The organism is Bacillus sp. FSL K6-0972 (genome assembly GCF_037976035.1).
Taxonomy (GTDB): domain Bacteria; phylum Bacillota; class Bacilli; order Bacillales; family Bacillaceae; genus Bacillus; species Bacillus haynesii.
Genome location: NZ_CP150260.1, coordinates 3,399,928 through 3,421,351, shown reverse-complemented (window position 1 = coordinate 3,421,351; position 21,424 = coordinate 3,399,928). Strand labels below are relative to the sequence as shown.

The window sequence follows — 21,424 nt, the reverse complement described above, 5'->3', positions numbered from 1 at the left end:
AGGTTGGAACACCGTTTTACAGACGACAGTCTAGCACTACACACAGACCTATATCAAATTAATATGGCGGAAACGTATTGGCGCGACGGCATTGATCAAAAGAAAGCCGTATTTGAACTGTTCTTCAGAAAGCTCCCTTTTGACAGCGGTTTTGCCGTTTTTGCCGGTCTTGAAAAAGCGATTGAATTTTTGCGGGATTTCAGATTTACTGAAAGCGATTTAGTTTATTTAAAAGAAGAGCTGGGCTTCAAAGATGACTTTCTCAGCTTTTTAAAAGATATGAGATTCACCGGTTCGCTTTATTCCATGCAGGAAGGCGAAATCGTGTTTGGCAACGAACCGATCATGAGGATCGAAGCGCCTTTGGCTGAAGCGCAGCTCATTGAGACGGCTCTGCTCAACATTGTGAATTACCAAACATTGATTGCGACAAAAGCAGCGAGAATCAAAAGTGTGATCGGAGAAGAGACGGCGCTCGAATTTGGAACAAGGCGCGCGCATGAAATGGACGCGGCGATGTGGGGAGCAAGGGCCGCGATTATCGGCGGGTTCGACGCGACAAGCAATGTCCGCGCCGGCAAGCGGTTTGACATTCCAGTATCAGGTACGCACGCCCATGCGCTTGTCCAAGCCTATCGTGATGAATACACGGCATTTAAAAAATATGCGGAAACTCATAAAAAATGTGTCTTTTTGGTCGATACATATGATACGGTGCGTTCCGGCATTCCAAATGCAATCAAAGTAGCGAAGGAATTCGGTGATCAAATTGAATTTTCGGGAATCCGCCTGGACAGCGGAGACCTTGCCTATTTGTCGAAGAAAGCGAGAGCCATGCTGGATGAAGCCGGATTTACAGATACAAAAGTCGTCGCATCAAGCGATCTTGATGAGTATACGATTATGAATCTGAAAGCCCAGGGAGCAAAAATCGACGTCTGGGGCGTGGGCACAAAGCTGATTACCGCTTATGATCAGCCGGCTCTCGGCGCGGTTTACAAACTCGTTTCCATCGAAGAAGACGGAAAGATGGCAGACACGATTAAAATCTCTTCGAATCCGGAAAAAGTGACGACCCCAGGCTTGAAAAAGGTGTACAGAATCATCAATCAGCTGAACCATCATTCGGAAGGTGATTATATCGCTTTGGACTATGAGAAGGTCAATGAACAGGAGCGGCTGAAGATGTTTCACCCCGTTCATACGTTTATCAGCAAGTTTGTGACGAATTTTGATGCAAAAGATCTTCACCAGCCGATCTTTGAAAAAGGCGAGCTTGTTTATGAGAATCCGAGCATTCAGGATATTAAGCGGTATGTTCGAGAAAATCTTAGTTTGCTGTGGGAAGAGTACAAGCGGATCAGCAAGCCCGAAGAATATCCTGTCGATTTAAGCGAAGCTTGCTGGAACAACAAGATGCAGCAAATTCACGAAGCGAAAATCAAGGCGAAAAAAGGTCTGGATCAAAGTTGACTCTGTAAACGATAGTTTTTAACATAACTGGGGATTGAAACAGATAATTTCTTCGGGGATTATCTGTTTTTCAATATTAAGTTCAATATTTGGGTGAATTTTTTTATAGCAGCCGGGATTTGCTCATTTATTTGATATACTTAAAAGCGAAGGCACCTCAGTCGCTAGGGGGAAGAAGAATGAGGGTATTCGTTGCCAGACAGCCAATATTCAACAGAAAAGAACAAGTTGTCGCATACGAGCTTTTATACAGGGAAAGCGAGAAAAACTTTTTTTCCGGTATTGACGGTGATCAAGCGACAACAGAATTAATGATTAACAGCTTTTTAAACATTGGAATCGACAAATTGACAGAAGGCAAAAGGTATTACGTGAATTTTACCGAAGGTCTTTTGACATCAGGGCTTCCGACGTATTTTGACCCGGACCAGCTCGTTGTAGAAATCCTTGAAGATGTGCCGATCACCCCTGAGCTTATCGAAAGGTGCAGGCATTTGAAAAGCCTCGGCTACACGATTGCCCTTGATGATTTTTGTTTAAAGCATCGCGTGGAAAGGGACTTGCTCCATCAGCTTTTGGCATCCATTGATATTTTGAAGATCGATTTTTTCAAAACGACGCGGCAGGAAAGACAGAGCATCCTACGATCATGCCGGAACCACCGCCTGACGTTCCTCGCTGAAAAAGTGGAGACGCGAAAAGATTATGAGCAGGCTGCAAAAGACGGATTTCATCTGTTTCAAGGCTATTTCTTCAGCGAGCCCGTTGTGATTGACGGTCAGGACATTACATATCATTTCCATGCTTATTATGAGCTGCTGCATGAATTAAGCGAAGATCAGCCTGATATTGAGAACGTCACAAATATTATAGAACGCGATTTGTCGCTTTCTTACCAGCTGCTGAAGCTGTTGAATTCTCCAGCCAACCGGCCGATCCAAAAGATTAAAAGCATCCGCCAGGCTATCGTGCTTCTCGGATTTAAAGAAATCAAGAGGTGGATTTTCATCCTCTCATTTAAGGATTTAACGAAAAAGCAAAACTCCAGCAAGAACGAAGTCGTCAAGATTTCGCTGATCCGTGCGAAGCTTTGCGAATTGCTTGCGAAAAAAACGAACCGCCCTCAGCCGGCTTCTTATATGCTGACAGGTATGTTTTCATTTATCGATACATTGCTGCACAAAGAACTAACAGAAGTCATCAGCGAACTGCCGCTGACGGACGAAGTAGGCCAGGCGCTGCTCGGCAAAGAAAACGATTACCGAAAAATCTTGCGGCTTGCAAAATCAATCGAACGAAACGAATGGGAAGACAACACACCAGAAACAGAAGGCTTAACAAAAGATGAAGCGTATCAATGCTATCTTGAAGCCGTTGATTGGTGTCAAAAGCTTTTATAAAAAATTCCGGCTCCTTTTTTAGGGGCCGGAATTTTTTTGTGCTAAGACCAACGCAATAACAGAAATATTCTGCTGCGGGGGCTGATGAGTATGATGCGGATGCCGTCGGGATCAAAAGAGGCATCAAGCTGGCTGCGGACGCCGGTTTGCCTGAGCAGGGCAAGCACGGTATTTTTTTGGTTGCTTTGGGCAGCCGTCATGATTTGGTGAGCCAAAGCACGCGAAGCTGAAAGCCGGCTTAAAATTCTCTGTCCGTCAGCCATCAAGCCCTCTGCTTCTTTTGCCGAACGCGAAAAGGGACTGGCTTCAACTCCGGGATAGACCTGCCGGCAGCGGACATGTTGGTATGGATGCATCCAAAAGCAATAAGGAGGAAGCAATATGAACACCTCTTTCCGATTTTTACGGGTCAAATTGCGTTTTTTGCGGTGTAAGGCGAAGGGATGGTTTTTTTTAAGGGCCGAAATGCGTGTCGGTCTATTGCGTGATTTTCGGTGGTGCATACCCGATCTGCGTTCCGTGAACACTCAAGTTTTTCTATTCTCGGCTAGTTATTACTTTAGACTCAAGGTTGCAAAACGAACAAAAAATAACTGAACTTGTGATGTTAAAGGGATTTATAAGCGATCTTTATTTGACTTCTTAAAAAACAAACAAAAATTTTATGTTTCATTAGGATTTGAGAACTAATTGCAAGTCGTGTAAAATGGGTGTTATGGTCTATTTAAAGTTTGCGGTGTAACGCATGAATTTATATGCAACTTTTCGGTGAAAAAGAGACCCAATCCCTTTAAACTTGTATTAACAGATCAAATACCTATGACTCGTTCACTATACACAAATTGATTGATCTTCCAAAAGGAGTGTGGAACCGGTGGAAAAGCAACAAATTGAAGAATTAAAACAACTGCTTTGGCGGCTAGAGAATGAAATCAGAGAAACAAAGGACTCCTTGCGCAAGATTAACAAAAGCATTGATCAATACGATAAGTACACATATCTAAAAACCTCGTAAAAAGACTTGTTTCAGACAAGTCTTTTTTTTTGTGTGTAAACGAATCCAAAAAAAGGATAAATTATTATATAATTGTTAAATAAAAAAATTGCTCTGTCAATCGGGAATTTGATTTAGTAAAATAATAAGAAAGGAGGGAGCACCATCTCTAAGCTTTTTTGTCTAGATCACAGTAAAATCAAGCAAAGAATGAATCATTTTATAGACATTGAGATTCCCAACCCGGACTTAAATCGGACGCTGCACGCTTTTCTAGATGCAAAGGACCAGTTGCATTTCAGCGAGCTTGCTTTTTATCATTACCAAAGTTTCGGCGGCACGGACACTGATGCAGCGGAAACCCTTGGAGCGGGCATAGAGCTCTTGATTCTTGCGTTTGATATATTCGATGATTTAGAGGATGAAGACAGCCCCGATGAACCTTGGATGAAAATAAACCGTTCAGTCGCAATGAATGCGGCGACTGCGCTTTATACAATAAGCATTAAAGTGATCAGTTCGGTGTCGAAAGAACCGGTGTTTTTTGAAAAACTGATGGAATATATACTTCAATCGATGCAGGGACAGCATGACGATCTCAGCAACCGGCCTGCCACTGAAGAAGAGTGCCTTGAGATGATCAAGCGTAAATCCGGGGCGCTGACGGCTTTGCCATGCGTGCTGGGAGCGATGCTTGCCACGGGTAAATTTGACCCGGCGGTTGAAAAGTACGCCTACCAGTTGGGCATTGCTTCACAAATCGAAAATGATTATAAAGCACTTTTTTATGATTCAAAAAGCGATATCGCCAAGAAAAAGCGGACACTTGCGTACTTATATTTGTCAAGAAAATTTAACCAGCCGTCGATTGATTTGTTAAAAACATTTGAAACTGAGGATAAAATTGCCGATAAAGAAATAAAATGCTATAAAGAGAAATTGAAAGCGGCAGGCGTCACTCAGTATATGTATGTTATGAATCAGCTCGCTATTCAGAAATTTAAAAAGGGAATCGCTGAATTGGAGTTGGGGGAGCTGAAAAAACAGAATTTGACTTCGATTGTATTGAAGATGTTTGGGAAGGAGTACTAGAATGTGCAGGAGATAGTAAATTTTTTAGTTCAACATCCGGAGGTTTTAGAACAGGTTATTAATGGGAATGCCTGTTTATTAGGATTGGATATAGATCAATTAGAAAGTATTATTGATGGATTTAAATTATTAGATTCATCAATTGGAAGGCCAGTTCCTTTTTGGAGAAGTTTTTAAAATGAAATTTTCCTTGAAAGTTATTTCAGTTATACTAGTCTGTCTTAGTTTTATCTATAGCTGTTACGTAGTCTATATATGTTATAACAATTTATTTGTAGGTGCATATTTAAAATACGATTCGGACAATCAACTTGTGGTCGATTATGTAGAAGAAGATTCACTGGCGGATTACACCGGCTTAAAAGCCGGTGATATTATTCTTGAAGTTAATCATGAAAAACCACGTAAAGACGTACCAAAAAATAGTATACTATCTAATGTTAGTTCCCTTTCGATTGAAAGGAACGGCCAAATTATTACTACTGATACAAGAGATACTATTATTAGCTACGATATCTTATTTACTGTTTTAATCCCGATCGTGTTTTATTTATTATGCTTGTTTTGTATTATCTTAATTTTAAAATCTAAAAAGACTAAAAAACAAACATCGTCATTTTTACTAATCCTATTTTTGCTCACTGTATCGATTGCCTATGTAAGTGTAGGAGGAACCTCAAGAGGTAATGTGTTTAGTAGGTATGTTAATTTATTAACTTTTATATCAATTCCAATCAATTACTTGCATTTTATATATCAATATTTTAAAGAGATAGGCAAAAAATTATGTAGTAATAAGGTGTTTTTCTTTTATTTACTGCCGGTTTTTAATCTAGTTCTTGAGATTTTAAGTAATACTTTTGAAAAACTTGAAGAACCTATTCCATATATTAATTTGTATTCGTTCTTTATTGGGCTAGTATTAGTGATATTTGTTTTTGTTTACGGCTTAGTTAAATATAAAAATACAGAGCAAACTTATTTTTTAAAAATGCTCATGCTTGGCAACTTTTTTGCGATCTTTCCTTTTATTGCATTTTATCTCGTCCCTGTCTTAGTCATTGATGATTTTATTTACTCTGCAGCAGTAGTTGCTCCGTTTCTATTAATCATTCCCTTTACATTAGTTTATCAATTTATATCAAACAAAATTTATGATGTGGAATTTTTAATAGGAAGGTTAAAATATTATGGACTACTTGCAATTATCCCAACGATCATCATGATTTCTACCGTAAAGCTAATGAAATTTCAAGAAGGCGATTACTATGATGCGAGATTGGCAATCTATGTTTATCTTGTGATTTTAGGCGTTTTCTATCTTAAAGAAATCTTAGACTATCGCTTCCGTCTAAAACGTTTCTCGGAGAAGTATAACTACCAAGACAGTATATTTAAGTTTACACAAACGATTCGAACACATTCATCTTTAAATCAGGTTTTGTTGGAATTGAAACAAACAATTCTCGATGTTTTGATTGTCAGCCAAGCCCATGTGCTAAAAGTTAAAAGCGACGGAACAATATCTTTGCTCGAGGGAGATACCGAAGAATATCCTTGGATTCCCTACGAACAAGAAGTAACTAAGGTCATCACTGACATCGGCAAAATCGTCGAAGTCGACCGCGGATTTTTGATTAAGATCGGTGAACGGGGCGGGACGTCTTATGTCATGCTCTGTTTGTCGGTTTTAAATACGCCTAGGCTGACGCGCGATGAGATTTCGTGGCTTGAGACGCTGGCGTTTTATACGAGCGTTTCCCTGGAAAACGTCTTGAAAATCGGCGAGCTGATGGAGCATCTGGAACATGTGAAAAAAGAAGGGCCGAATCCGGCGTGGCTGAATAAATTGATGTTTGCGATTGAAGAGAAGCAGAGATCTGATTTAGCCCGCGATCTCCATGATTCTGTGCTGCAGGACATGATTTCCTTGAAGCATCAAAGCGAGATGTTTTTGGCTAATTTTGAAAAAGATAAAGTCTGTACGAATCAAATCCGGCAAAGGCTCATCAATATGAATGAGCAAATGTCCACCGTCATCCAGACGACAAGGGAAACGTGCCAAGAGCTGAGACCGCAGCTGTTGTACGATCTCGGACTTGTCAAAGCCCTTTCGAAACTGGCGGCGCAGCATCAGGAGTCCTCATCGATCGATAAGATCCGCCTCAATACGGAAAGGTTCTCAAAGGTGCTCGACTTGGACACGCAGTTGAATTTGTACAGAATTGTGCAGGAGCTTTTAAGCAATGCGGTTAAACACTCGAAAGCTAAAGAGGTTTTGATTATGCTTGTCTGCATAAAAGAAAAAGTTGTTCTTCATTATGAAGATGACGGCATCGGGGTTGATCCGGACAAGCTTTATCAAAACAGCGCAAGCATGGGGCTGTCGGGCATTCGCGAGCGCGTCCGCGCGCTGAACGGCAGTCTGGATATACAGACAGCAGAAGGGAAAGGCTTCAGGGTCGCCATTGAAATGGAATTGTAATGTTTAGTTAACATTTTTGCTTGGCATCCGCCAAGTTTTTTCTATAAAATGGTGATAGGGCAAGGTTACGCAAAAGGGAGGAAATTATGAGAAGATTACTTGTGATCGATGATCATCCGGCTGTCATGGAGGGGACGAAGGCAATTCTTGAAACGAACCAGGACTTTGTTGTCGATTGCCTCAGCCCTGAAGCCAGCGAACAATTTCTCAAGAAACATGATTTTTCTGCGTATGACCTGATCTTAATGGATTTAAATTTGGGTGAAATCAACGGTATGGACCTATCTAAGAAAATCCTTGAGACATGTTCATCATGCAAAATTATCGTTTACACAGGGTATGAAGTCGAAGATTATTTTGAAGAGGCGATTCGTTCCGGCATGCATGGCGCCATTAGCAAAACGGAATCGAAGGAAAAGATTATAGAGTACATATATCAGGTGCTGGATAATAAAATTGTCGTCGATTATGATTATTTCAAGCAGCTGATTACACAGCAAAAATCGAAGTCAAACAGCCAGCAGACTCAGCACGATCTCTTGACTGAAAGGGAATGCCTGATCTTAAAAGAAGTCGAAAAAGGCTACACAAATCAGGAAATTGCAGATGCGCTTCATTTAAGCAAGAGGTCGATCGAATACAGTCTGACTTCAGTATTCAGCAAACTGAATGTAGGATCACGGACAGAGGCTGTTTTAATCGCGAAATCTGAAGGGGTACTTTGATGAGGGGACGATTGTAATGGAAACGAAACATACACTTCTTGAAGCGTTGGGAATCGAGTTGAAGGAGTGCAGCAAAGAACGGTGTGTTGCCGTCATGCCTGTCGATGAAAGAACGCGTCAGCCTTTCGGCTATCTGCACGGGGGAGCGTCCGTTGCGCTTGCTGAAACGGTGGCGAGCATCGGGGCATATCAGCATATCGATCCAAAAGAGCAGGCATGCTTCGGGCTCGAGATCAACGCCAACCATATGAAGTCGGTAAAAGACGGGATGGTTAAAGCGGTCGCAACGCCTCTGCATGTGGGCAAATCAACAATGGTGTTTCAAATTGAAATACGCGATGAGCAAGACAGCCTGATTTGCACGTCCAGGTGCACGATGGCGGTCATCAGCCGTCCTTCATCGTAAACATAAAAAACTCGCCTTTTGGGGCGAGTTTTCTTTTTATAAATAGGAATCTTCCTTCTTTTTAATCAGAAAATTTCTGTAGCCTTCATAATCGTCCTGTACGCTTTTCTTTTCCATTTTAACGCCTGTATTATAGGCGGCCCTTGCGATCAGGTGCGCGCCTACAGGAGACGTCAGAAATACAAAGACGATACCGAGCAGCACTTTGGCCGTAATGAAGCCGTGCAGAAACCAGAAGTAAAAGAATACGCCGAGCAGCACGCTGATGATCCCCAATGTCGCTCCTTTTGAAGCGGCGTGGATTCTTGAGTATACGTCAGGCAGCCTTAGCGTTCCAAAGGAAGCGGCTAACGATATCAGTGCGCCAAGAAGGACCAAAACGGCGATAAGCAATTTAGCGGCTTCGATCATTTTCGATAATCTCTCCTTTCTCAAGGAATTTAGAAAATGCGACGGTGCCGATAAAGGCCAGAATACCGATCAGCAGGATGACTTCCAAATATGCTGTCGTATTTAACAGGATGGACACGAGAGCCGTAATTCCAATCAGGTTGATGCCGATCGCATCAAGCGCCACCACTCTGTCCGGGATGCTCGGCCCTTTAATGACCCTCAGGACATACAGAAAAGTGGAGACCGCCAAAATGCCGAGTGACAATTGCAAAATGAATTCAAACATCAGCGGCTTACCTCCTTAATGGCTTCTTCAAATGAAACGCGAATATCACTGATGGCTTTCTCGGCATCATCGATGTCGACCGCATGAATGTAAAGAATCGAACGGTCATCGGAGATATCGACGACCAATGTGCCCGGTGTCAGCGAAATCAGGTTCGCCAATGTCGTAATTTCCCAGTCCGCTTTCAGTTCTGTTTTAAAGGCGAATATGCCGGGCTTATTTTTTAACCTTGGGGACAAGATCGTTTTTAAGACGCTGACGTTTGCCAACACGAGCTCTTTAATAAAAATAAACAGCAGCTTGACGATCGCCCAAATGTTAATCAAGTAAAAGCGGCGGCGGAAAAAACGCCTCATCAGAAAGAGAGAGAATAATCCGATCGCGTAACCGATGACAAACCCGGGAGCGGTGTAGTCATTGTTCAGAAACATCCAGCACAACGCAAGAATAAAGTTCAACAATATTTGTAATGCCATGCCATCTACTCCTTCAAAACGGCTTCAATATATTTTTCGGGGTTGACGAGCGTATCAGCAGCCTGATGAAAATACGGCGCGATAAGCTCGGTTCCGAGTCCGATGGCAAGCGACAGAAAGAGCAGTACCGCTGCCGGATACATATAGCCTTTTAGCTGCCTTTTGGCCGGAGCATCTTCCTGTTCATCCCCCCAGAAGCCGTTGATAAATATTTTCATGACGGAATACAAGACGAGCAGGCTGGAGAAAAGCATCAGCAGCGTAATCACGAATTCACCGCTTAAAAAGCCGCCTTCTGCAATTTTCAGCTTTCCGATGAATCCGCTGAAAGGAGGCACTCCTGCCAATGAAACGGCTGAAATCATAAACATCCAGCCGAGCAAGGGATGGTTTTTGATCAGGCCGCTCATTTTTTTCAGGTTGTTTGTCCCTGTCAGGGCAAAAAGCGCCCCGCCAAGCATAAACAGCGCTCCTTTAATGATCATGTCATGAATCAGATAGTAGACAGATCCTTCGATCGAAGCCGGCGTATTGGCAGCGATACCGAACAAGATCACACCGACCGCAGTCACAATATTGTAGATGATGATTTTTTGAACATCCCAGTAAGCGATCGAGCCGATGACACCGAAGATGATCGTAAGGGCCGCAAGCCAGACCATTAATTGATGAGTAAAAGCCGCGTCTTGGGTGAAAATTAATGTAAACACCCTTGTGATCGCGTACAGGCCGACTTTGGTCAGAAGTGCGCCAAACAGTGCGGACACAGCGGCAGGCGGCGCATAATAAGAACCAGGCATCCAGAAATACAGCGGGAAGATGCCGCCTTTTAAACCGAAGACGATCAAAAATAAAACAGCGATCACCGTGATCAGCCCGGTTTGCCCCGATTCGCTGATCCGAACGCTCAGATCCGCCATGTTTAATGTGCCCGTAACCGCATATAAATAAGCGACACCGATGACAAAGAGGGCGGAAGAAATAATGTTAAAGACGATGTACTTCAGAGATTCCCGCAGCTGAATCTTCGTGCCGCCGATGACGATCAGCACATACGAAGCCATCAGGAGAACCTCAAAGAATACGAACAGGTTAAACAAGTCCCCTGTCAAGAAGGCGCCGCTAACTCCGGCAAGCAGGAACTGGACGGCGGGATAATAAAAGAAACGCTCGCGTTTTTCGCCGATGGAGCGAAACGAATAAAGAACCGTCAGAAATCCAATAATAGCTGTCGTTAACGCCAGAAGGCTGGCAAATTGATCAGCGACAAGGCTGATACCGAACGGCGGCTTCCAACCTCCGAGATACAAGGTCTGGATTCCGTCCGTATAGACGGTCTGCACAAGAACAGCGGCCGCCGCGATCGCCGCAATGGAAGAGATGGCGCTGAATGCACGCATCAGCACGATCGACTTGTTCATAAAGATAAGCAAAATGGCGGCCATTAAAGGAATCAGTATTGGCAGAATTACAAGATTATTCATGTTGATCATTTCCCCTCATTTGATCCATATCATCCATTTTCAGCTCTTGATAGGCGCGGAAAGCCATGACCAGGAGAAAAGAGGTGACCCCGAAAGCAATGACGATCGCCGTTAAAATCAACGCCTGAGGGAGAGGGTCGACATAAGATGACGACTCTTCATTTAAAATGGGGGGCGCTCCTTTTTTTAACCCTCCCATTGTCAGCAAAAGCAGATGGACGCCATGGCTGAGAACGGCAGTTCCGATAATCACCCTCAGAAGGCTTTTTGAAAGCAGCAGGTAAGTCGCTGCCATGAACAAAATTCCTACAATAATAGACATTAAAATCTCCATTATTCTCTCTCCCCAATCGTTTGAATAATGGTCATGGTCACGCCGACCACTACAAGATAAACCCCGATATCAAACAATACCGCGGTGGCAAGCTCCGTTTTTCCCAAGAGCGGAAGGTTAAAGTAATCAAACGCGTGGGAAAGAAATTGAGCTCCGAATAAAAATGAGCCGATTCCGGTTGAAACGGAAATGAATAAGCCGGTGGCTGCCACATAGATAAAGTTGACTGGCAAAATGTTCTGCACTGTTTTTAAGTCATAGGCAAGCAGCAGAAGGACTAGCGAAGACGCCGTCATCAATCCGCCGATAAAACCGCCTCCCGGATTATTGTGGCCGGCAAAAAACAGATGGAAAGAAAAGAGCAGAATGATAAAGGATGCAATCTTTGTAACGGTTTGCAGAATCACATCATTCGTCTGAACCTTTTTCAATGCTCTTCCCCTCCTTTCTCCAATCTGAGCCTGATCATGCCGAATATTCCCAAAGCGGCAATGACAAGTACGGTGATTTCAAACAATGTATCAAATCCCCTGAAGTCGACCAATATCACGTTGACGATATTGTGGCCGCCTGCAAGTTTATAGCTGTTTTCAATAAAATACGATGCGATGCTTTCAAGTGAGCGCTGGCTGTTTGCAGAAAGTGCGAGCAGCGTCACAACGGTTCCGACTCCGACCGATACAAGCGCATTTGTGACCCTGAACCTAGCCGATTTCGGCTTGAATCTGAGCTTCGGCAAATGATAGAAGCAAAGCAGAAACAATGCGACTGAAATCGTTTCGATGATCAGCTGTGTCAACGCGAGATCCGGCGCTCTGAAAATGACAAAGAATAGCGCGAGCGTGTAGCCGATGACGCCGAGCCCGATAATCGCCGTCAGTCTTGATCTTGCGAAAACGGTGGTAAATGTTGCGGCAATCATGACGGCTGACAGAACGAGCTCATAGACGCCGATTGAAGCATTGCCTTTCACATCGTATGAAAAGCCCCCGGTAACAGCGAGCGATCCGCCGATGATCACGATAAAGAAGACAAAAACATAGACGAGATAATCGCGGAGAAATCCGGTCATATACGTTCTTGTAATCTTGTTGGAGCCTTTTTCAAGCCCTGACAGCGAGCTGTCGTACAGTTTGTTCAGCGTCAGTTTTTCCGGGAAGAGGCCGTAGACCTTCCGCCATTTTGACAAGGTCAAATAGGCGAGAACTCCGAGAGCAACGACGCCGATCGTCATGTAGAGTTCAGGCGAAAAGCCGTGCCACATGTAAATATGAACCTTAAATTTTTCGTCTCCGTCCAAAAGGGTCGGCATAATCGACGATGCAGCAGGTTCAATGATGCTGTATGACAGAATGTTCGGGAAAAAGAAAAAAATCACCACGAGAGATACGAGGACAATCGGCGAAATCAGCATGCCGAGAGGAGCCTCATGTGCTTGTTTTTCAAGCTTTTCAGGTTGATATTTTCCCCCGAAGGTTTTAAACAGCAGAACCATGCAGTAAATGAACGTAAACACGCTGCCGATCCAAGCCAGCACAGGAAAGAGAAAACCCCATGTGTCAGCGTTATACAAGTTAAAGTTCGTAATCCTGAGCATGCTGGTGAAAAACATTTCCTTGCTCAAAAAGCCGTTGAACGGAGGCAGTCCGGCCATTGAAAATGCGCCGATCAGCGTAATCGTAAACGTAATCGGCATGATCGTCATAAGACCACCGAGCTTGCGGATATCCCTCGTTCCTGTTTCATGGTCGATGATTCCGACTGCCATGAATAAGCTGCCTTTGAAAGTCGCATGGTTAATCAAGTGAAAGATGGCGGCAATGACCGCAACCATATAATATTCAAAGTTTTGATAGTGCAGAGCAGCCGCTCCGACGCCGAGCATTGACATGATCATTCCGAGCTGGCTGACCGTAGAAAATGCAAGTATCGATTTCAGATCAGTCTGCTTGACGGCGTTGAACGAACCCCAGAAAAGCGTGACAATCCCCGTGAGGGACACGATCCAAAACCATTCCCCGGAAAAAGCGAACACAGGGGTGAATCTTGCAACGATATAAATCCCCGCTTTTACCATCGTGGCGGAGTGCAGGTAAGCACTTACAGGCGTTGGTGCTTCCATTGCGTCCGGAAGCCAGATGTAAAAAGGGAACTGCGCAGATTTAGTGAAGGCTCCGATTAACACCAACACGAGAGCCGGGATGAAAAAGCCGTGCCCCGAAATTAAATCAACCTGGTTGATCATTTCTCTGATCGAGAATGAACCTGTGATCGTGTAAAGAAGAATGAAGCCTCCAAGCATGGAAAGACCGCCGAAAATGGTGATAAGCATCGATTTTGTCGCGCCGTATCTTGATTTTTCCCGCTTGTACCAATAGCCGATGAGCAGAAAAGACGATATGCTGGTCAATTCCCAAAATAAATAAAGTACAATGACGTTATCAACGAGAACAACACCGAGCATTGCCCCCATGAACATGAGCAGATAAACGTAAAACGGTCCGAGCTGCTCTCTTTCTTTAGACAGATAATAGATGCTGTAAAGGACAACTAAAGACCCTATCCCTGTAATCAGAAGGGCGAATAGCAATCCGAGTCCGTCAACGTACGCGGTAAAGTTAATGCCAAAGGACGGAATCCATTCCAGTACAGCCTTTAATGTTCCGCCATCCGCCGTCATTTTGATCATGCGGAAAAAATAAATAAATAATAGAACAGGAAGAAACAGGACAAACCAGCCTGTATGAATCTTTCTGACGTTTTTCGCCAATAGCGGAATCAAGAAGGCGAGTGCAAAAGGCGATAAAATAGCAATATGTAAAGACGTCATAGTAACCTCCCTTAGGTAGCATGTATAAATACATTCTGTTCCATACTAAAATTTTCAAACGTTATGTACTTTTTTAGAACTGGTGACCTAGACAAATTATAACTCAAATTTTAATCGGCTGCATGATCTCATGGTAACCACGGTTTATGCGGTCTTATGAACCTGAAAACAATTTTAACAAAAAATGCGGCATTTGTATAATGGAAAGTTTTTTTGAACAAGATGAATTTGAGGTGATGAAAGATGAGAAGGAAAGCTTTTGTCAGCTTAAGTTTATTTTGTTCGCTTTTTGCGGGAGCGTTTATGATCAACAGGGAAATGACGCGTGAACAGACTCCGGGGATAGGAACGGACGAAGGGCCTCAATATCGCGGGGATTACACGCCGCTCCAGACGGGAGCTGAAGATCAGTCCTTAACGGGAAAAGAAAGAGCTCCCTTTAAACCGAGAGAATATATCAGAGTTGAGAAACGCTGAAAACAAAAAAGGAATCCGATCGTATAGATCAGACTCCTTTTTGTTTTTTTATGCGGACCTTACGAGGTGAAGAACCTCAGTAAAACGGTCGCCATAATGACGGTGGATGCCCCGCCAAGACGCGTTGAGATTTGCGCAAACGGCATCAGACCCATCCGGCCTGAAGCCGAAAGAATGGCCACATCCCCTGTACCGCCGAGACCGCTGTGACAGCCTGTGACAATCGCTGATTCAACAGGGTACATGTTCATTAATTTTCCGACAAAGTACCCTGATGTCACCATGGCAATGACGACTGAAGCGCAGACGGCGATGAAGCGCAGGGAAATAACAGACGCCACATCATCAAGCGGGATATAAAGAATGCCGAGCCCGACCATCAGCGGCCAAGTGAAGCTTGATGACATGAATTTGTAAAGCTGGTGTGCGCCTTTTTCCATGCTTGCAGGTAGAACCTTTGCGTATTTTACGGCAGCCGCTGCGATGATCATCAGGATCGCTCCCGGAATCGCGATGAACTTGGAGACCAAACCGCCGAAAATGAAGAAGGAACATGCGATTAAAACACCGGCACCCATTAATTTTAAGTCGATTTTCGGTTCCTCTTCTTTTTGGTTGAAAATTTCATCGTCTTTTTTCGATTTGACGAGCCTGCCGTTACCGTTCAGTTCAGGACGCTTTTCGCCAAGCTTTTTCATCAGTCCGGCTGAGATGATGGCAACTACGTTTCCGATAATAGCGGCCGGAATGAGCTGTGAAACAAATACATCGGTGGATTGCCCCAAAATTTGCGAGTAAGCGAGTGACAGCGGCAGGATACCTTCGCCGATGCCTCCGGCAATAATCGGTACAATAATAAAGAAGAAAGCTTCATAAGGGCTGTAGCCAAATAACAGACCGACGAGAATACCGGCGGCCACCGCTGCGATCGTACCGGCCAATAACGGAACGAACATTCTCATAAAACCTTGAATCAGAACTGTGCGATGCATTCCTAAAATACTTCCCGCGACTAAACATGCGATGTAGAAATATAAGAAATTTGACGTTTTCATCAAAGTCGTAACCGCTTCCATAGATGCAGGATTAAGCACTTTGAAAAACACTAAAAACGAAGGAACAAATAGTGATAGAATGGCAGGTCCGCCGATATCTTTTAAAATCGGGATGCGCTGTCCGACATCCCCGAGAAATATACCGAGAATCATAATGACCGCGAAACCGCCAAGCATGTCATTCGGCAATTCATTTAAGTAAGCTGCCAGAAAAACAATCAACGCAAGTGCAATGTATAGCGGAAACGGAATCACGCCGATTTTCCAGTTTATCAACTTCTGGAAAAAATTTTTATTTTCTTTATGACCGTGATTTGTAATCGGTTTCAAATCTTTTGCTGCTTCCATAAAAAACACCCCCATGTTTGTATGTGTTCAATTGTAGAAGAAAAGTGTCAATTCTGTGCGTTTTTTAAATTAAAATAATCGATTGATAATTAAATTAAAACGAAAAAGGACGGAAAAAGAGGAGAAATCTGCTTGATTTTGATTGTTTTATAGGTCTTTTGGTTTATTAGGAAGCCGTATCCAGGTGGAAAAAGGGGATTTCCTGTCCATGAAGAAAGCTTTTTTAAGCAGTAATTAAAAAACCCCCGAAACGGTATTCGGGGGCGGTGCATTATGATTTTCTTTTGGCAAGAGATCCTAAAACCTCTCCCATTTTGACTTGAAGAGAGGCGTGAAGGCGCTCGTCAGGAATAAAGGTATCTTTTTCAAACAGCAGAATAACGGTCGAGCCGAAAGAGAAATATGCGATTTCGTCGCCTTGGCGCCATTCTTTTGACTCCTGGAGCATCACAATCGAGTTAATATACATCGCCCCAACCTTCACAAGCAGGGCGGACCCATATTGATGCTTAAATTCGGAAATCATCCGGTAGTTTTTTGTCAGCGGCGATTTCCCGTATGTCAAACCAATTTTATTCACCGGGTAAGACGTGCTTCCCAGCGAATATTGTTTTTCAAGTGTACCGTAAGCCGGGCTGTGAATTCTGTGGTAGTCCCTCGGACTTAAATAGATAATGATATAGGTTCCGCCGACATAGCGGCTCACGATCTCGGATCGTCCGATCATCTCTTCTACAGAATAGAGCTTTTGTTTAACGGTAAATTGCTTGTCGCGGGTGATGGTGCCCATTTCTTCGATGACTCCGTCCACAGGGCTGACCAGGCTGTTTGGATCAGCGGGAAGGGGGCGTGCACCGCTCTTTAATTTTCTGATGAACAGCTCGTGCAGGCTGTTAAAAGAGCGGACATCTTCCAGCATCTCTTCTGTATTAATATGAAAGGTTTTGATATAGGAGGGGATGAGAGGTTTGCTGAGCTTTGACTGAGCAAACTTTTTCAACACCCGGGACACGCCCTTTTTATTCGTCAACTCAATCAAAAACCGGTAAAGCCGCTTTTTCAAGCTGTTCACTCCTTTACTGTTCATCCGGGATGCAAGCGGTATTTAAATCACGCCGATTGTGTATCCGATCGTAATAAAAACGAGACACCAAATAAAAGCTCCTGATCCGGCATAAATCAGGAACCTTTTCATGTCCATCTCGTTCATGCCGGACAGATAGCATGTCACATGGCGGACTCCGGGAACAAAGTAGCCGAAGAGAATTGTCCACGGGCCGTATTTTTCAAACCAGCGGTGCACGGTGTCCAGTCTTTTCGGCGTCAGACCGATCCATTTCCCGAACTTATCGAGCAGCGGTTTACCGATTTTCTTCCCTAGAAAATAACTGATGAGCATCCCTGATACCGCACCTGAAAAACTGATTAAAAGAGACAGCTCATAGTTTAATATATGAATAGAAGACAGATAACCGACAAATGTCATCATGATCTCATCGGGTATCGGCAGGCCTACAATTCCGAGGACAAGCATCCCGAATATCGCAAAATACCCGTATTGGGAAATTAATTCTTTTGCCAACTCCATTAAAAACTAGCTCACTTTCTTCAATAGTTTTTTCCCCTTCAGGCTGATGACTTTGATTTTGCTGACCATGAGAAACGACAGGAACAGCATGATCAAAATGAACGGCTTTTTGCCCAGGATCTCTGATAAAAGGTTTAAGCATACCAGAATCGTTCCGGCTGCGGTGATCGGAAGGCCTGTAAAATAATCCTGGTTCTCTGATTGAATATTAAATCGCGCCAGCCGAAGCGCTCCGCAAACAGGGAATAACAATGTCGAAGGAAGGCCTAAGATCGGAGCATCATAAAAAACGATTGAATAGGTGATGATGGCCGGGGCGACTCCAAAAGTGATAATATCAGACAAAGAATCTAATTCTTTTCCAAACGGGCTGACAGCATTTAATTTGCGCGCGGCCATGCCGTCAAGGCTGTCCAAGATAGCGCCGATCAGAACAAATATAATGGCTAAAAATAAATACCCTCTGAATGCAAGCAATATCGAAGAGATGCCCGAAACAAAGTTTCCAACCGTAATTAAAGAAGGTATGACTGATTTATTCAATGTTTTCGCATCCTTTAAATAAAAACGTTTTATATAGAAATTAAACAATATTAAATTGTATACGATTTGCTTCCTGTCTGCAATAAAATTCCTGTAATGATTGATAACCAGACTTTTTCATCATACCATAAAAGTGGTAAAGACAATGGCGGCGTCAAAAAATTTTATCTTTTGTTAAGGTAACAAAAAAAGAATAAGAGAGCAGGCCGCTCTCTTATTCTATCGTTCGGTTATCGTGTTCCTTTAATATTGTCATTTGCCTTTGGCGCATCGGCTCTGCCGATAAATCCGGCCAGCGCGAGAATCGTCAATACGTAAGGCGCAATCGGCATGTAGACTCTTTAAAGAAGGGAAGCATGGACCCGATGATGCTTAAGCTTTGAGAGAAGCCGAAGAACAGGGCGGCGTCGAGGGCTCCGATCGGATGCCATTTTCAGAACACAAGCGCGGCGAGCGTGATAAATCCTTGTCCGGTAATGGTGGCATGCGAGAAGTCAAGCGTGACTGTTACAAAAAAACCGCCCGCTGTCTTTAGGAAGCAGCGGACGGGGAGAGGGAAATGTTATAAATATTGGTTAATCACGTTCAAGTCATTTGTATTTAATTTATATTGGAAAACCGGTCTGCCGATCGTCCCGTAGGCCATTTCTACGTTGAGAACTTCGATTTCCTCCAGAAACTTCAAGTATTTGCGGATTGAAACTTGAGAGATTTCCGTGTGATTGGCCAAGTCTTCTGTTGTGAACGTCAAGCTGTCAAACGACCTGATGCTTGACCAAATGAGCTTCAGCGTGCTTTTGGTTAGCCCTTTTGGCAAATGTACCTTTTCGGGCGCGCGTTTTTTTTGAAAAAGTTCAAAATCCAGCTCTTTTTGGCTGATATTCCGGTTGCTTGAATAAAGCTGCTGTTTCCGTTTGTAATCGGTGAGGGCGCTTTGAAACCGCTCAAATTCGAACGGTTTGATTAAATAATCGACGGCCCCGAACCGCAGCGTTTTTTGAACAACATCCATTTCACTGGCTGCTGAGATGACGATCACGTCGACAGCTTGATTCTGGCGTCTGATCTCAGTGAGCAGCTCGACGCCGTTTCTGCCCGGCATATAAATGTCGAGCAGGATCAGATCGATGTGCTCTTCCCGGAGGAAGGTAAGAGCCTCTTGAAAAGAAGCGGCAATTCCCTTCAGCTGAAATCCGTCTACCTGGCTGAGGTAACGTTTATTCAGCTCTCTTACCATCGGGTCATCTTCAACAATTAATACATCAATCATGGTCATCCTCCTTTGGTTCATACGGAATGCGGAGACTGAATGTCGTTCCTTCATTCTTTTCGCTCGTCACGATGATATGTCCATTTAAATTTTCAAGGCTTTGTTCGACGAAATAAAGACCGAACCCCCGATTGGAGCCCTTTGTTGAAAAGCCTTGGTCAAACATTTTCTGCTGTTCCTCCTTGGATATGCCGACTCCCGTATCCGTGACTTCAATATCAAGCTGTCCGTCATGGTGGCGGAATGAAATCGAAATATTTTTCTTCTCAGTTGCGGAAACGGCATCAAGGGCATTGTTGAGAAGGTTCCCGATAACGGTGATCAAATCGTGAATCACCGCTGTGTTGGCTGTATCCGGAATCCTGGTGCTGCAATGAACCTCCAACGAAGCCCCCTGTTCCCGAATATAGCTCTGCTTGCCGAGCAAAAAGCCGGCGAGTACCGAGTTTTTAATATGGTTGATAATTTCGCTCGCTTCAGACTGCTGATAGATCGCAATGTCTTTTATATAGTTTCCAAGCTCGTCGTAGTTCTTTAATTGAACAAGACCGAGAATCACGTGGAGCTTGTTCATAAACTCGTGCGACTGCGCTCTGAGCGCATTTGCGTACATTTTAACACCGGACAGCTGCTCAGCTAAGTGCTTCACTTCGGTTTTGTCGCGGAATGTCGCAATCGCTCCGACGATGTTTCCCTTTTTTAAGTGAATCGGAACTTCATTAAAGACAAGTTCAAGGCCATTGATTCTGACATCGCGGTCCAGAACGGGCTTCTGTGTTTCGATCACTTGTTTCAAGCGGCTGTTTGGCAAGATGTCGATGACATCCCGGTCTATCGGATTTTCTTCGATCCCCATTTTTTGAAACAGGCGCTTCGCTTCCGCATTGGCGAGCTTGATTTTTCCTGTTCGATCAACAGCGAGAATCCCTTCTTTTGTCGACTCAAGCATTGCGCTTCGTTCGTTCAAAAGCGTTGCAATTTCATACGGTTCCATACCGAACATAATCGTTTTCACTTTCCTTGCCACGATGACAGCCCCGATGATTCCGGCGAAGATGCTGAGCACGATGACCGTATATAAAGGGCGGAGATTTTGCTGGGTAATCTGCTCAATCTCGTTAAGGGTGATCCCGACCGCTACCGCTCCGACCTGGCTGCCCGTTTGATTATAGATGGGAACGAAAGCCCTCAGTGATTCACCGAGCGTGCCTTTTGCCGTACTAATGTGGCGGCGGCCCTTCAGCACTTCTTTTTCGTCCCCGCCGGCAAATTTCTTTCCGATTTTATTCGGGTCGGGGTGGGTTTTGCGGATGCTGTTCATATCCATGACAACGACGAATTCAGTCTGGGTGATTTTTTGAACGCGGGCGGTGTATGTTCGGAGCTCATCGTATTCACCGCTTTCCAGCGATTGTGCCGTAATCGGAGCCTCGGCGACCATCTCCGCCGTCTGCAGGGCAATCTGCTGTTCCTGCTCCCGAATGTTCCTTGCGGTCTCAGAGCCGACCATAAAAAACGCGATCAATAAAGAAATCAAAACGACGACGCAGACAAATATCGTTAACCGTGTCTGCAGTTTTAATGTTTTTTTCAACGGCGATTCCTCGCGATCTATTGATTAGTCAACACATAATACTTTACAAGTAAATGGCGAATTTGTGAAGAATCCTGCACCTTTCTGCCGCAATAGCAGAAATTAAAAATATGGAAAATATTCTTGTCAACAGGTCATAAGTCGTACATAATGAATGAGGAACATATCAGA

Annotated in this window: 23 protein-coding genes and 1 pseudogene; 9 read left to right on the top strand and 15 right to left on the bottom strand. The window is 43.9% G+C overall.

The window, feature by feature from the left end; genetic code table 11:
• Positions 1–3 precede the first annotated feature (3 nt).
• On the top strand, positions 4–1,473 hold the full coding sequence (locus tag MKX80_RS17460) for a nicotinate phosphoribosyltransferase (RefSeq protein WP_154999184.1): 1,470 nt from the start codon (positions 4–6) through the stop codon (positions 1,471–1,473).
• A gap of 179 nt (positions 1,474–1,652) precedes the next feature.
• Entirely contained in the window at positions 1,653–2,873 is a 1,221-nt protein-coding gene (locus MKX80_RS17455; RefSeq protein WP_182070139.1) for an HDOD domain-containing protein, read from the top strand.
• A 41-nt stretch (positions 2,874–2,914) separates the two neighbouring features.
• Here the strand turns inward: MKX80_RS17455 and MKX80_RS17450 are convergent, their stop codons facing one another.
• Entirely contained in the window at positions 2,915–3,262 is a 348-nt protein-coding gene (locus MKX80_RS17450; RefSeq protein WP_268343102.1) for a hypothetical protein, read from the bottom strand.
• Between the two features lie 485 nt (positions 3,263–3,747).
• Here MKX80_RS17450 and degQ point away from each other — a divergent pair, with 485 nt between their 5' ends.
• The 6 genes from degQ to MKX80_RS17420 all read left to right on the top strand — a co-directional run bounded on the left by degQ (position 3,748) and on the right by MKX80_RS17420 (position 8,575).
• Entirely contained in the window at positions 3,748–3,888 is a 141-nt protein-coding gene (gene degQ / locus MKX80_RS17445; RefSeq protein ID WP_003184860.1) for a degradation enzyme regulation protein DegQ, read from the top strand.
• Positions 3,889–4,077: 189 nt separating this feature from the next.
• On the top strand, positions 4,078–4,959 hold the full coding sequence (locus tag MKX80_RS17440) for a polyprenyl synthetase family protein (protein ID WP_268332708.1): 882 nt from the start codon (positions 4,078–4,080) through the stop codon (positions 4,957–4,959).
• A gap of 3 nt (positions 4,960–4,962) precedes the next feature.
• A complete protein-coding gene (gene comX, locus MKX80_RS17435; protein WP_234112224.1) occupies positions 4,963–5,136 on the top strand; it encodes a competence pheromone ComX in 174 nt (57 codons plus the stop codon).
• 1 nt (position 5,137) lies between these two features.
• Positions 5,138–7,444, top strand: coding sequence for an ATP-binding protein (locus MKX80_RS17430; protein ID WP_234112223.1), 2,307 nt, complete (start codon positions 5,138–5,140; stop codon positions 7,442–7,444).
• An 86-nt stretch (positions 7,445–7,530) separates the two neighbouring features.
• The gene (locus MKX80_RS17425) at positions 7,531–8,169 is read left to right on the top strand and encodes a response regulator transcription factor (protein ID WP_003184849.1); all 639 of its coding nucleotides are present in this window, start codon (positions 7,531–7,533) and stop codon (positions 8,167–8,169) included.
• Between the two features lie 16 nt (positions 8,170–8,185).
• Complete coding sequence (locus tag MKX80_RS17420; RefSeq protein WP_154999191.1) at positions 8,186–8,575, top strand: hotdog fold thioesterase; 390 nt, start codon at positions 8,186–8,188, stop codon at positions 8,573–8,575.
• A 36-nt stretch (positions 8,576–8,611) separates the two neighbouring features.
• On the opposite strand, the gene mnhG is transcribed toward MKX80_RS17420, so the two are convergent.
• Genes mnhG through MKX80_RS17385 form a run of 7 tightly spaced genes read right to left on the bottom strand, consistent with a single transcriptional unit; the run spans position 8,612 to position 14,378 of the window.
• On the bottom strand, positions 8,612–8,986 hold the full coding sequence (mnhG, locus tag MKX80_RS17415; RefSeq protein WP_075751277.1) for a monovalent cation/H(+) antiporter subunit G: 375 nt from the start codon (positions 8,984–8,986) through the stop codon (positions 8,612–8,614).
• Positions 8,970–9,254: a Na(+)/H(+) antiporter subunit F1 gene (locus tag MKX80_RS17410; RefSeq protein ID WP_003184842.1), complete on the bottom strand. Its 285-nt coding sequence runs from the start codon at positions 9,252–9,254 to the stop codon at positions 8,970–8,972. Before MKX80_RS17410 ends, mnhG begins: the two co-directional genes overlap by 17 nt.
• Positions 9,254–9,730 (bottom strand): Na+/H+ antiporter subunit E, encoded by a 477-nt coding sequence (locus MKX80_RS17405; RefSeq protein ID WP_154999192.1) that lies wholly within the window; start codon positions 9,728–9,730, stop codon positions 9,254–9,256. Before MKX80_RS17405 ends, MKX80_RS17410 begins: the two co-directional genes overlap by 1 nt.
• Positions 9,731–9,735: 5 nt before the next feature.
• A complete protein-coding gene (locus MKX80_RS17400) occupies positions 9,736–11,214 on the bottom strand; it encodes a Na+/H+ antiporter subunit D (RefSeq protein WP_154999193.1) in 1,479 nt (492 codons plus the stop codon).
• Positions 11,207–11,548 (bottom strand): Na(+)/H(+) antiporter subunit C, encoded by a 342-nt coding sequence (locus MKX80_RS17395; protein ID WP_154999194.1) that lies wholly within the window; start codon positions 11,546–11,548, stop codon positions 11,207–11,209. Before MKX80_RS17395 ends, MKX80_RS17400 begins: the two co-directional genes overlap by 8 nt.
• Complete coding sequence (locus MKX80_RS17390; RefSeq protein WP_154999195.1) at positions 11,548–11,979, bottom strand: Na(+)/H(+) antiporter subunit B; 432 nt, start codon at positions 11,977–11,979, stop codon at positions 11,548–11,550. The genes MKX80_RS17395 and MKX80_RS17390 overlap by 1 nt, the downstream gene beginning before the upstream one ends.
• A complete protein-coding gene (locus MKX80_RS17385) occupies positions 11,976–14,378 on the bottom strand; it encodes a Na+/H+ antiporter subunit A (protein WP_154999196.1) in 2,403 nt (800 codons plus the stop codon). The genes MKX80_RS17390 and MKX80_RS17385 overlap by 4 nt, the downstream gene beginning before the upstream one ends.
• A gap of 243 nt (positions 14,379–14,621) precedes the next feature.
• On the opposite strand from MKX80_RS17385, the gene MKX80_RS17380 reads away from it, so the two are divergent.
• On the top strand, positions 14,622–14,855 hold the full coding sequence (locus tag MKX80_RS17380; protein WP_043929145.1) for a hypothetical protein: 234 nt from the start codon (positions 14,622–14,624) through the stop codon (positions 14,853–14,855).
• A 59-nt stretch (positions 14,856–14,914) separates the two neighbouring features.
• On the opposite strand, the gene MKX80_RS17375 is transcribed toward MKX80_RS17380, so the two are convergent.
• The 7 genes and pseudogenes from MKX80_RS17375 to malK all read right to left on the bottom strand — a co-directional run bounded on the left by MKX80_RS17375 (position 14,915) and on the right by malK (position 21,253).
• Positions 14,915–16,258: a 2-hydroxycarboxylate transporter family protein gene (locus MKX80_RS17375; protein ID WP_154999197.1), complete on the bottom strand. Its 1,344-nt coding sequence runs from the start codon at positions 16,256–16,258 to the stop codon at positions 14,915–14,917.
• 271 nt (positions 16,259–16,529) lie between these two features.
• A complete protein-coding gene (locus MKX80_RS17370) occupies positions 16,530–17,321 on the bottom strand; it encodes a phosphatidylserine decarboxylase (RefSeq protein ID WP_154999198.1) in 792 nt (263 codons plus the stop codon).
• Positions 17,322–17,363: 42 nt separating this feature from the next.
• A complete protein-coding gene (locus MKX80_RS17365) occupies positions 17,364–17,846 on the bottom strand; it encodes a DedA family protein (RefSeq protein WP_154999199.1) in 483 nt (160 codons plus the stop codon).
• Positions 17,847–17,852: 6 nt separating this feature from the next.
• Entirely contained in the window at positions 17,853–18,389 is a 537-nt protein-coding gene (pssA, locus tag MKX80_RS17360; protein ID WP_234112220.1) for a CDP-diacylglycerol--serine O-phosphatidyltransferase, read from the bottom strand.
• 230 nt (positions 18,390–18,619) lie between these two features.
• Positions 18,620–18,897: pseudogene (locus tag MKX80_RS17355) on the bottom strand (ABC transporter permease); the annotation flags it as partial.
• Positions 18,898–18,951: 54 nt separating this feature from the next.
• Positions 18,952–19,659 (bottom strand): response regulator, encoded by a 708-nt coding sequence (locus MKX80_RS17350; protein ID WP_043929140.1) that lies wholly within the window; start codon positions 19,657–19,659, stop codon positions 18,952–18,954.
• Positions 19,652–21,253, bottom strand: coding sequence for a malate sensor histidine kinase MalK (gene malK, locus MKX80_RS17345; protein ID WP_154999201.1), 1,602 nt, complete (start codon positions 21,251–21,253; stop codon positions 19,652–19,654). The genes MKX80_RS17350 and malK overlap by 8 nt, the downstream gene beginning before the upstream one ends.
• Positions 21,254–21,424: the final 171 nt, after the last annotated feature.